This is a genomic window from Maribacter sp. UBA3344, from assembly GCF_002362375.1.
GTDB classification, from domain to species: Bacteria; Bacteroidota; Bacteroidia; order Flavobacteriales; family Flavobacteriaceae; genus Maribacter; species Maribacter dokdonensis.
Genome location: NZ_DERI01000022.1, coordinates 29130 through 40704 on the forward strand (window position 1 = coordinate 29130; position 11575 = coordinate 40704).

8 protein-coding genes are annotated in these 11575 nt (G+C 36.1%); 1 reads left to right on the forward strand and 7 read right to left on the reverse strand.

The features are described from left to right. Positions 1–18: 18 nt before the first annotated feature. From pulA to B2Z27_RS14425, 7 genes are all read right to left on the reverse strand, one after another. Entirely contained in the window at positions 19–2001 is a 1983-nt protein-coding gene (gene pulA / locus B2Z27_RS14395) for a type I pullulanase (RefSeq protein ID WP_286814166.1), read from the reverse strand. A gap of 251 nt (positions 2002–2252) precedes the next feature. Next, positions 2253–3116, reverse strand: coding sequence for a sigma-70 family RNA polymerase sigma factor (locus B2Z27_RS14400; protein ID WP_058106041.1), 864 nt, complete (start codon positions 3114–3116; stop codon positions 2253–2255). 159 nt (positions 3117–3275) lie between these two features. Then, positions 3276–5492 carry a polyribonucleotide nucleotidyltransferase gene (locus tag B2Z27_RS14405; RefSeq protein ID WP_091602187.1) on the reverse strand — a complete coding sequence of 739 codons (2217 nt, stop codon included), beginning with the start codon at positions 5490–5492 and terminating at the stop codon, positions 3276–3278. A gap of 211 nt (positions 5493–5703) precedes the next feature. After that, the gene (rpsO, locus tag B2Z27_RS14410; protein WP_058106043.1) at positions 5704–5973 is read right to left on the reverse strand and encodes a 30S ribosomal protein S15; all 270 of its coding nucleotides are present in this window, start codon (positions 5971–5973) and stop codon (positions 5704–5706) included. A 184-nt stretch (positions 5974–6157) separates the two neighbouring features. Continuing rightward, positions 6158–7033, reverse strand: a complete 876-nt coding sequence (accD, locus tag B2Z27_RS14415) for an acetyl-CoA carboxylase, carboxyltransferase subunit beta (RefSeq protein WP_286814186.1) — start codon at positions 7031–7033, stop codon at positions 6158–6160. A 29-nt stretch (positions 7034–7062) separates the two neighbouring features. Then, positions 7063–8130, reverse strand: coding sequence for a class II fructose-bisphosphate aldolase (gene fbaA / locus B2Z27_RS14420; RefSeq protein ID WP_058106044.1), 1068 nt, complete (start codon positions 8128–8130; stop codon positions 7063–7065). 60 nt (positions 8131–8190) lie between these two features. Continuing rightward, positions 8191–10755, reverse strand: coding sequence for a BamA/TamA family outer membrane protein (locus B2Z27_RS14425; RefSeq protein ID WP_286814167.1), 2565 nt, complete (start codon positions 10753–10755; stop codon positions 8191–8193). Positions 10756–10809: 54 nt separating this feature from the next. Between B2Z27_RS14425 and B2Z27_RS14430 the strand changes: the two genes are divergently transcribed. Then, on the forward strand, positions 10810–11529 hold the full coding sequence (locus B2Z27_RS14430) for a TrmH family RNA methyltransferase (protein ID WP_286814168.1): 720 nt from the start codon (positions 10810–10812) through the stop codon (positions 11527–11529). Positions 11530–11575: the final 46 nt, after the last annotated feature.

Sequence of the window (11575 nt, forward strand, 5' to 3'; positions counted from 1 at the left end):
TTATATTATAAATAATACTCATTTTTGAAAGGCAACGTACATGGAAAGTGCAGGAACCTGAATGGTATCTTTTACTAATTGTAAACCTTCAAAGTCAAAGGTACTACCTGAAACGGCTTTATGCCAAACGCCATCAATTTTATAATCTATTTTTTTGTTTGATGCGTTATAAATGACCAGTATTTTCTGCCAATTGTCATTGTTTGCATTGTGATCAATAATGAAAGAAACAAGGCTATCATTGGTCTGTTGGAATTTTACTTTTTCGCGAACTTCTTTTGCATTGGCAATATAAAATGCAGGATGCTCTTTTCGTAAGCGAATTAAATTTTTGTAGTATTTGAACACTTCCTGATTCTCAATTTTCCAATTCCAGTTGATCTGATTAATGCTATCTGGCAGGTTATATGAATTATGTTTCCCATTTTTAGTACGTAGCATTTCTGCACCGGCATGTAGAAAAGGAGTGCCTTGTGAGGTCAGTACGATGGCATTCGCTAATTTATCCATGGCTATTAACGTTTCTACGTCAGCATCTGGTCTTGAAATTTTCAGTTTATCAAAAAGTGTGTGGTTGTCATGGCAAGAGACATAATTTATAGATTGCCAAGGTTCATTGGCCCAAGGGGTATTTGAATAATTAATACTGTTGTAGTTAACATCAGGATGCTGAATAGCTCCTACAATTCCAAATTTTATGGACTCTTGTTTATTCTTGTCACCACTTACGAAACCTAAACTCTGGTCATCAAAAACAGACCCTTTTAGTCCATCACGTAAATCGTCATTAAAAGCTGCAATTTTTGGTAATTGTTGCATGTGTTTTTTAAGAGCACGCTTTTCTTCCGGTAAAGGAGAATCTCCTGCGGTCCACCCTTCACCGTAAAGTAATGCATCAGGATTTAATTTTAGAACGGCATCTGCAACATTATTCATGGTCTCAATGTCATGAATGCCCATTAAATCGAACCTAAAACCATCAATATGATATTCTTTGGTCCAATAGGTGATAGATTCTATCATGAATTTGTGCATCATACTACGTTCAGAAGCAGTTTCATTACCGCAGGCAGCGGCATCTGAATAAGATCCGTCTACCCAATGTCTGTAATAATAACCGGGAACTTCAAGATTAAAATTAGAAGTATCGGTTCTGCCCGTATGGTTGTAAACAACGTCCATAATTACACCTATGCCATTGTCATGAAAAGCTTTGATCATTTGTTTAAATTCCCTAATACGTACTTCCGCATTAAATGGATCTGTTGAAAATGAACCTTCTGGAACGTTATAATTGTTAGGATCGTACCCCCAATTAAATTGAGGTGTATTTAAATTGGTCTCGTCAATAGCGTAGTGATCAAAAGTGGGTAAAAGATGCACATGTGTAATACCCAGTTCCTTTAAATGGTCAATACCTGTGGATACATTATTATTTCCAGTGGTACCTTTTTCGGTTAACCCTAAATATTTACCCGGATAGAATGAACCAGATTGTGGGTGTATGGTCATATCACGCACATGTAGCTCATAAATAATGGCTTCATTTGGTTGTTTTAACAGAGGAGAACGATCATTGTGCCACCCAATAGGATTAGTGGATTCCATATTTATCACCATAGCTCTATTGCCGTTAACACCTACTGCTTTCGCATATATACCGGGAGTTTCATCTAACCATTTATTGTTGTGCTTTACCTGGTAAGTGTAGTATGTTCCATTCAAATCTCCTTGAACTGCTATGTGCCATACGCCAGTGGTTGACTTTTTAAGGGAATATATATCAAAAGCTTCAACATCATTACCTTTTTTAAATAATCTTAATATTACTTCTTCTGCATTTGGGGACCATAGTTTAAATGAAGTGGAATTTTTACCATAGGTAATCCAGAGATTTTCATCAACAGGCGTAGGGTAGCCGTTAAATTCTTTGGTGTTATCAGATATTTTACACGAATTAAACAATAGTAGAATTATTAAAATTAGTGATATGTGCCTCATTAGCATGGTGGTAAGCTCCTAAGATAGGCAAAGATCGTTAAGAATTTAACAAGGGGTACTTTTTAGAAGACGAATTATAGTAACCTTTATAAATGAAAAAACTCCGGTAATCAGCCGGAGTTTATTCATCAATCAAAAAACGAACAGTCATGATAAACTGTTGTTACCGTTAAAATTACAACTAATATGCCAATATTGCCAATTTAAGGAAAGATTAACGTGTAATTTTATAACTTTATCGCATTGAATTCTTAACCCAAATACGTTTTCAATATTTTACTTCTAGAAGTATGCTTTAATCTTCTGATAGCTTTTTCTTTAATTTGACGAACTCTTTCTCTTGTAAGGTCAAAAGTTTCACCAATTTCTTCCAGTGTCATAGAATGCTGACCTGCAAGACCAAAGTATAAACGAATAACATCTGCCTCACGAGGAGTCAAAGTTTCTAAAGCACGCTCAATTTCTGTACGTAAAGACTCATGTAACAATTCTCTATCTGGGTTTGGCGACTCACCACTACGAAGTACATCATAAAGGTTAGAATCTTCACCATCGATAAGAGGAGCATCCATAGATACGTGTCTACCTGAGTTTTTCAATGATTGTTTTACATCATCAACGGTCATATCCAATTCTTTCGCAATTTCTTCTGGAGAAGGCATTCTTTCATGCGCTTGCTCTAAAAAGGCAAAAGTTTTGTTGATCTTATTGATAGAACCAATTTTGTTCAATGGCAAACGAACGATACGAGATTGTTCTGCCAAAGCTTGTAATATAGATTGACGGATCCACCATACGGCGTATGAGATAAATTTAAAACCTCGCGTTTCGTCAAAACGCTGTGCAGCTTTGATAAGACCAAGGTTTCCCTCGTTAATCAAATCCGGTAAAGTAAGTCCTTGGTTTTGGTACTGCTTGGCAACTGACACCACGAATCTGAGGTTGGCTTTGGTAAGTTTTTCAAGAGCGATCTGGTCGCCTGCCTTGATGCGTTGTGCCAACTCTACTTCTTCATCAGCGGTAATCAAGTCCACTTTTCCAATTTCTTGTAAGTACTTGTCCAAAGATGCGGTCTCTCTATTGGTGACCTGTTTTGTAATCTTAAGCTGTCTCATTAAAATAAATTAAGTTCAATTTGCATAGACTGCATATACTTATACGTAAAAATCTTCCGAATGTTACAATTCAATAAAAAAAAGTTCATTTTTCCGTTGAACGGCACAAAAAAAGCCTCAACTGATTAGTCGAGGCTTTAAGAATAAACTTACAGAGAGTTAATCTCTTCTAGGTTTTCTATCGCGATTACGATCGTTTCCACGACGATCGTCTCTACGTTTATCATCACGTGGTGGTCTTTCCACAAAGCCTTCTGGTTTTGGTAAAAGTGCTTTACGAGATACTTTTTCTTTACGGGTACGTTTGTCTATACCAAAGTACTTCACGTCGAATACGTCTCCCATGTTCACAACATCGGTTACATTTTCTGTACGTTCCCAAGCCAATTCAGATACATGCAACAATACTTCATTACCTGGTGCATCTGTATATTCTACAACAGCACCAAAGTCCAACATTTTAATAACCTTTACTTCGTAAACGCTACCAACTTCTGGCTTAAATAATAAAGAATCTATTTTTGCCATAACAGCATCAATACCTTTGCTACCAACACCTAGTACTTCAACAATACCTTCTTCGGTAACAGGGTCTTCGTTAATAACGATAGTAGTCTCGGTTTCTTTTTGTAATTCTTGAATTACTTTTCCACCAGGACCGATCAATGCTCCAATAAACTCATTAGGTATACGTCTAGTAACCATTGTAGGTGCGTGATCCTTAACCTCAGCATTTGGTGTTGCAATAGTTTCGGTTATTTTACCTAAAATGTGTAAACGACCGTCACGAGCTTGTTTTAAAGCATTTACAAGAATTTCATAAGACAATCCTTTTACTTTAATATCCATTTGGCAAGCAGTAATACCATCGGCAGTACCGGTTACTTTAAAGTCCATATCACCTAAGTGATCTTCATCACCTAAGATATCGGAAAGAACAGCATATTTTCCAGATTCAGTATCTGTAATCAATCCCATTGCAATACCGGAAACAGGTTTTTTCAATTGAACACCGGCATCCATCATTGCCATAGTACCAGCACAAACAGTAGCCATAGAAGAAGAACCGTTAGATTCTAAAATCTCAGATACTACACGCACTGTGTAAGGGCAATCTTCGGGAACCATTCCTTTTAATGCACGTTGAGCCAAGTTACCGTGACCAACTTCTCTACGAGATGTTCCACGAATAGGTCTTGCTTCACCTGTTGAAAAAGGAGGGAAGTTATAGTGTAAATAGAAACGCTCTTCACCTTCGTAAGACGGCATGTCTATTTGGTTTGCTTCTCTACTTGTACCCAAGGTAACCGTAGCTAAAGCTTGAGTTTCTCCACGTGTGAAAATAGATGATCCATGAGTAGAAGGTAAATAGTTTACCTCACACCAAATAGGTCTAATCTCATCTGTCTTACGACCATCTAAACGCAAACCTTCATTTAATGTCAAATCTCTAACAGCGGCTTTTTCAGCTTTGCTGTAGTATTTAGAAATTAATCCGCCGAAATCTGCTTGTTCTTCTTCAGAAAAAGAAGCGATAATTTCTTCCTTGATTTCACCAAATGCAGCACTACGTTCATGTTTGGCAGAACCTGCTTGTGCAACAGCATATACTTTATCATATGCCATGTCGTGAATTTTCTGAGCTAAATCAGCATCTTCTCTTTCTGGCTCGTACTCACGTGTTTCTTTTTTACCAAAAGCTTCTGCTAATTTAACTTGAGCAGCACACTGTACTTTAATGGCTTCATGAGCAAACTTAATTGCTTCGGTCATTTCTTCTTCAGAAATCTCATCCATTTCACCTTCAACCATCATAACAGAATCTGCAGATGCTCCAATCATCATATCGATGTCAGACTCCTCTAATTGTGCTCTAGTTGGGTTAATAATGAATTCACCGTTTACACGACCAACTCTAGCTTCAGAAATTGGGCATTCAAAAGGGAAATCTGATAATTGAATAGCTGCAGAAGCTGCTAAACCTGCCATAGCATCTGGCATAACGTCTTCGTCATGAGACATTAATTGAATCATCACCTGAGTTTCAGAGTGATAATCTTTTGGGAATAATGGACGTAAAACACGATCCACTAAACGCATGGTCAATACTTCGCCGTCACTTGGTCTTGCTTCTCTTTTAAAGAAACCACCTGGGTAGCGACCCGCAGCAGCAAATTTTTCACGGTAATCTACCGTTAGTGGAAGAAAGTCCACATCACTTTGTTTGTAGTTGGAAACAACTGTACATAATAACATACATTTTCCTGATTGTACAACAACAGAACCGTGTGCCTGTTTTGCCAATTTTCCGGTTTCGATAGAAATTTCTCTACCATCCCCAAGGTCAATGACCTCTTTAAATACTTTTGGAATCATAAAATTCGATTAAAACCTGCTCATGCAGATTTGTTAAACAATGGTCTTTCCGACTGAAATTTTCTCTGGTCGGAGTTGTTGTGTTGTTGTGTTGACCAATGAAAAACCGTGTGTAGCTTTTTGTTCGCCTTTACCAAAATACTTGGCTTTAACTCCTAAGGCATGGAGTACTTAAAAAAAAGGGGATAGTTAACTATCCCCTTTTTAAAAATTATTTTCTAATACCTAGTTCTTTAATAAGCTCTCTGTATTTTACAATGTCATTTTTAATCATGTAATCTAAAAGACTTCTTCTTTTACCCACCAATTTTACAAGTGAACGCTCAGTGTTGTAATCTTTGTGATTCTTTTTCAAGTGACCGGTCAAGTGGTTGATTCTGTGTGTGAACAAAGCAATTTGTCCTTCTGTAGAGCCAGTGTTTTCTGCACTACCGCCGTATTTTTTAAAAATTTCGGCTTTTACTTCTTTTGATAAATACATTCCAATATTGTTTTAAATGATTTTTATGTATGTGATTGTTTTTCAATCAGGGCGCAAATATACAACTATTATTGAAATGTGCAGTATATTTTATAATCAAAAATGCTCGCCGAATCAATTGATAGGGCGAGCACTCTAAGATGGACCGTAATATCTTTAATGAAGATGTTTTATCATTAAAATATTAAGCAGAAGTTTTTTCTGCTCTTACCGGGTTATTTTGAATTAAATCTATGTAAAGATTAACTTTTCTCTTTAAATCTCTTCTATGTGAAATGAAATCTAAGAAGCCGTGTTCCAATAAAAATTCTGAAGATTGAAAACCTTCAGGTAAATCTTTACCTGTAGTATCCTTTACAATTCTTGGACCTGCAAAACCAATAAGTGCACCTGGCTCTGCAATATTGATATCACCTAGCATAGCGTACGATGCAGTTGTACCACCCGTTGTTGGATCTGTACATAAAGAAATGTACGGCAAACCAGCTTCGGATAATTGAGCCAATTTAGCAGATGTCTTTGCCAATTGCATTAATGACAGGGCAGCCTCCATCATACGAGCACCACCAGATTTAGAAATCATCATAAAAGGCACTTTTTTCTTAATGGCGTGATCTATACCGCGGGCAATTTTCTCACCTACAACACTACCCATTGAGCCTCCTATAAATTTAAAATCCATACAGCAAATAACAATGTCTTTGCCAAAAGACTTACCAAAGCCTGTTCTAACAGCATCTTTCAACCCTGTTTTTTTCTGAGCTGCTTTTAAACGCTCACTATATTTTTTGGTGTCTTCGAATTTTAAAGGGTCTTTAGAAGAAAGCTTCTCATCAAGTTCAGTGAACTTATTGTCATCGAACAGAATTTCAAAGTATTCTTTACTTCCTATCCTTACGTGATAATCATCTTCTGGACTTACATAAAAGTTTTTTGCTAGATCGTCTGACTCAACAATTTTGCCTGTGGGAGATTTGTACCACAAGCCTTTAGGTGTGTCTTTCTTTTCTTCGGTAGAGGTTTGTATACCCTTTTCTTTTCTTTTAAACCAAGCCGTCATATCATCCATTTTATGGTTATCCTAAGTTGTTATAACGTATTTACGTTATTTAAATCTTCAAATGCTTTTTTCAATCTTTCAATAAAAGATATTTCTCCTTTTCTTAACCAAACTCTTGGGTCATAGAATTTTTTGTTTGGTTCATCTGCTCCCTTAGGGTTACCTATTTGAGATTGTAAATAATCTTTATTGTCCTGAACATAATCACGAACACCTGCTAAGAACGCATATTGTAAATCGGTATCAATGTTCATCTTAATTACTCCGTAGCTAATACCTTCTCTAATTTCTTCAACAGTAGAGCCTGACCCACCGTGGAATACGAAATCAATATGATTGTTTTTTACACCATATTTTTTAGAAATATACTCTTGAGAGTTCAAAAGGATTTTTGGGGTCAATTTTACGTTACCAGGTTTGTATACCCCGTGAACATTACCGAAAGCAGCGGCAATTGTAAATCTAGGGCTTACTTTAGAAAGTTCTTCATAAGCATATGCTACTTCTTCTGGTTGAGTGTATAGTTTAGAATCATCTACATCAGAATTATCTACGCCGTCTTCTTCACCACCTGTAATACCTAATTCGATCTCTAAGGTCATGTTCATTTTGCTCATGCGCTCTAAATAACCTTTACATATTTCAATGTTCTCTTCTAAAGGCTCTTCAGAAAGATCGATCATATGAGAGCTGAACAAAGATTTACCGGTTTCTGCAAAATGTTTTTCACTTGCATCTAAAAGTCCGTCTATCCAAGGCAATAATTTTTTAGCACAATGGTCTGTATGTAAAATTACCGTAGCACCATAAGCTTCTGCTAATTGGTGTACATGTTTAGCACCTGCAACTGCACCTAAGATAGCAGCTTGCTGTCCATCATTTGAAAGGCCCTTACCGGCATTGAACTGAGCTCCGCCATTAGAGAATTGTATAATTACAGGAGCATTTAAGCTAGCTGCAGTTTCTAAAACGCCATTAATAGTGTCAGAACCTATTACGTTTACTGCAGGTAGTGCAAATCCTTTTTCTTTTGCGTAGTTGAAGATTTCTTGAACCTCATCTCCGGTTGCAACTCCCGGTTTTATGTTGTGAGCCATAATTATGTTGTTGTTTGTTTCTTAAAAAAATGAAAAACAAAAGTAATAAAACAATTATATTTAAAAGGGATAGTTGATACCAATTTGCAAAACAGCATTGGCAAAATTATAATCTCTAAACCATCTTTTAGACTGAATTTCAGCTGGGTTATAAGTTTTAAAGCCTAAATCTAATCGAAATAGGAAATAGGTGAAGTCATATCTAAGACCCATGCCAGTACCAAGGGCAATATCTTTTAAAGATGCTAAACCGTCAAAAGTAGCATCTGGATCTTCAACATTATCTAGCACGTTCCAAATATTACCGGCATCAGCGAAGATCGCCCCGTTAATATCTCCTGCAATAGGAAATCTATATTCAAGATTTAAAGCTAATTTTAGGTTGGCTTCGTTGAAATCGTTGATAGCAGAAGTGCTTCCGGGTCCTAATGAATATGGGAACCAAGCTCTGTTGTCATTAGATCCACCGCCAAAATAACTACGAACAAAAGGTATGTTATCAGAGTTGCCGTATGGAATAGCGATGCCAAAAAATGCTCTTGCGGCCAAAACGTTAGACCGTTTTAAATCCCAATATTTTACATATTCAAATTCATTTTTTATGTATTGCGAGAAGGGAACACCAAAAACCAAAAGTTGATCATCGTCATTTTTATTGAACGGGATAAAAGTGGAGAATGCAGACAGTACGTTGCCGGCACCTTCAATTTTCCAACGAAATTGATAAAAAGTGTTATCTAGAACACCGGTTCTATTCGTTTTATTAAAAGTGTAGTTAGATGCAAATATTAAATTGTTTTCTGTAAGTCTTATTCTTCTTTCTTCAATAGTATTTACATCTTCAAAATCATCTGTTGTAGCACTTACTGTGCCGTCTAGTATAGCATTGGTGAATCCGCTTGTACCACTAGGTATGATCAAATTTAGATCATCATCACTATCATCTGTTTCAAAATATTCTGCCAGTTCTGGGTATAGCGTAGCGTCTTCATAAGAATCTGCAATTTCATCTAATAGTTCGTAGGTATTTGTATAAACATTGTAAAACCTATTACTGTTCACATTTCTTACAAATTGAATATTTAAAAGCTCAACATCGTGGTTTACAAAATCACTTGGTGTCCAGCTGTATCCTAAAACGGTATTGAAGGTTTGTTTGTCCAGACCAATATTATTTTGAAAATTGGTACCAATAGCAATTCTGGTTTTTGGTAATGTATAATTAGGTATAATTCTGGATGTATTAATGAAAGGAAACCATATTCTAGGGAAATCTAAAGAAATGTCTCCGCCAAATTCGGAAAAATAATTTGCCTCAAAGGTGTTACTGCTTAATAAACCATAAGAACCATTTGCCGAGATACTCAAATTTTCCGCCCCTTTAAAGATGTTTCTAATGAGTAGGGTGGTGCCCAAACCAACACCAAGTCTTCTTAAATTAGATCTACTCACTTCAAAGTTGGTACCCAATGCGTATTTTGTTTTAGGAGCCAAGTAGATGTTGGTGTTTACTTTGTTGCCAAGACTGTCTGCTTCAAATATTATGTTTGGGTACTTAAAAACGTTTAGTGCGTTTAATTGCCTTGACGTTCTAATTTTATCGACATCTCTATAAATACTATCTCTTTTGAAAAAAATGGCATTGGCCAAGGTTTTAGGTTTGATGTCAAAATTTTTAGAATAGTGAATGGTATAGTCTTGGTAGTCTATAGTGTAAATGGAATCTTGATTGTTTGTTGAAAGATAATCTGTATAAATATTTATTTTATCGATTTTCTCAACTTTATAAGCAGAAGTGGTTACCTCATTTTCACCTCTTGTCTTTAGGTCACCTATATTAAGGGTGATGTTCATCTTTTGATCGTCTGCAGCTCTAGCGGTATCTCTTAAAATATCAAAAGTTATAGAGCTTTCTTGAAAATTTCTAATGCCATTATTTCTGAAAATGCCTGTTAGTCTTTCACGTTCTCCGTTAAAATTTGAAAGATCAAATTGTTGCCCTTCTTTAATCAGTGAATTTGCGGCGTTTAAAAAATATAACGAATCTATTGCTCTAGATGAGATGTTGTTACCTAAAGAATCTATCATATAGGGGTCACCCAATTCAATATGGTAATTTACCTTGGCCTTTTTATACCTTGCGCTATCAATTACATACGTGGTATTGTTGGTAAAATAGCCTTTGCTCTGATAGTAGGCGCTTAATTTTTCTAGACTTAATCTTGTTTTGGTAGTATCTAAAACAGTGGGTTCTTCGCCAATATCCTTTAGCCAATTACTTAGTCCCTTGACCAGAAAAGATTCGCCTAATCTTTCCACTTGCTTTTCTGAAAGCAGTTTATCCAGTCTTTTTTTTCTGTTCTCTTTTCTGTATAACCAAGCGTTGTAAGAAGAATCAGGGTTTTCTTTGGCAAGGTTGTATAAATTTAACCTTAAAGGGTATCCTAGAACAGTAGAATTCGGTTTTTGATAGACGAGACTTTCTAATTCTTCGTTGTTAACTTTTATAGAATCAGCATAAATGGTGTTTTTAATCACCAAGAGTTCATCATCCTCAACCTTCTTTAGCGAGTTACAGGATAACAAGACTATTGCCAGTAGGGATAATAAGCTTAATTTAGCCATGATGTTTTTGGAGCAAAGTGCCATCCTCATAGAAATCAAAAATACATTATTTGAATGGTTGTCAAAAGTGAATTGAAACTTATCAAAAGCCTACAGCAAAAAAAGTGCCGAATTGAGCACGGACTATTTGTAATAGAGGGGAAAAAAACCTTGGAAGAAGTTGTGAAATCTCAAATGAGACTATACAAATTGTTCGCCGTTGACCCAGGTGATTTGGATATTGGCGGTCATGAGGTAACGCAAGTGACTGCAAGGGAGCTAAGTCAAATGAGTAGCTTAAAGAACCCAAATGGGTATCTTGGTGTATTTTATATTCCTGAAAAAGTAGAAAAAATAGACTCTGATTGGGTTTTGGTGCTCGATGGTGTTCAAGATCCAGGAAATTTGGGTACTATTATAAGGCTTTGCGATTGGTTTGGTATCAACGATATTGTTTGTTCAAAAGATACGGTGGATTGTTATAATCCAAAAGTGTTGCAGGCAACCATGGGGTCTATAACAAGGGTTTATATTCAATATAGGTCGTTAAGTACATTTTTAGGGGCAACAGAATTACCCATTTATGGAACATTTATGGACGGCGATAATGTAAATACTACCACATTACCTAAAAAAGGAATCATGATTATGGGTAATGAAGGAAAAGGAGTGTCAAATACCGTTGCTGAATTATGTTCAGATAGATTGGCAATACCTCAATTTGGCGAAAAAACCACGGAGAGCTTAAATGTGGCTTCTGCAACGGCAATTCTATTACATGAGATAAGAAAATAACCCGGCTTTTTAATTCGAAATATTTAACTTTTGCTAATTGCTAATT

What these genes read in the sequence shown, in the direction of transcription:
- rpsO (WP_058106043.1), bottom strand. Translation starts at nt 5,973, where the DNA reads ATGTATTTATCAAAAGAAGTAAAAGCCGAAATTTTTAAAAAATACGGC.
- B2Z27_RS14400 (WP_058106041.1), bottom strand. Translation starts at nt 3,116, where the DNA reads ATGAGACAGCTTAAGATTACAAAACAGGTCACCAATAGAGAGACCGCA.
- accD (WP_286814186.1), bottom strand. Translation starts at nt 7,033, where the DNA reads ATGACGGCTTGGTTTAAAAGAAAAGAAAAGGGTATACAAACCTCTACC.
- B2Z27_RS14425 (WP_286814167.1), bottom strand. Translation starts at nt 10,755, where the DNA reads ATGGCTAAATTAAGCTTATTATCCCTACTGGCAATAGTCTTGTTATCC.
- B2Z27_RS14430 (WP_286814168.1), top strand. Translation starts at nt 10,810, where the DNA reads ATGGTTGTCAAAAGTGAATTGAAACTTATCAAAAGCCTACAGCAAAAA.
- pulA (WP_286814166.1), bottom strand. Translation starts at nt 2,001, where the DNA reads ATGAGGCACATATCACTAATTTTAATAATTCTACTATTGTTTAATTCG.
- B2Z27_RS14405 (WP_091602187.1), bottom strand. Translation starts at nt 5,492, where the DNA reads ATGATTCCAAAAGTATTTAAAGAGGTCATTGACCTTGGGGATGGTAGA.
- fbaA (WP_058106044.1), bottom strand. Translation starts at nt 8,130, where the DNA reads ATGGCTCACAACATAAAACCGGGAGTTGCAACCGGAGATGAGGTTCAA.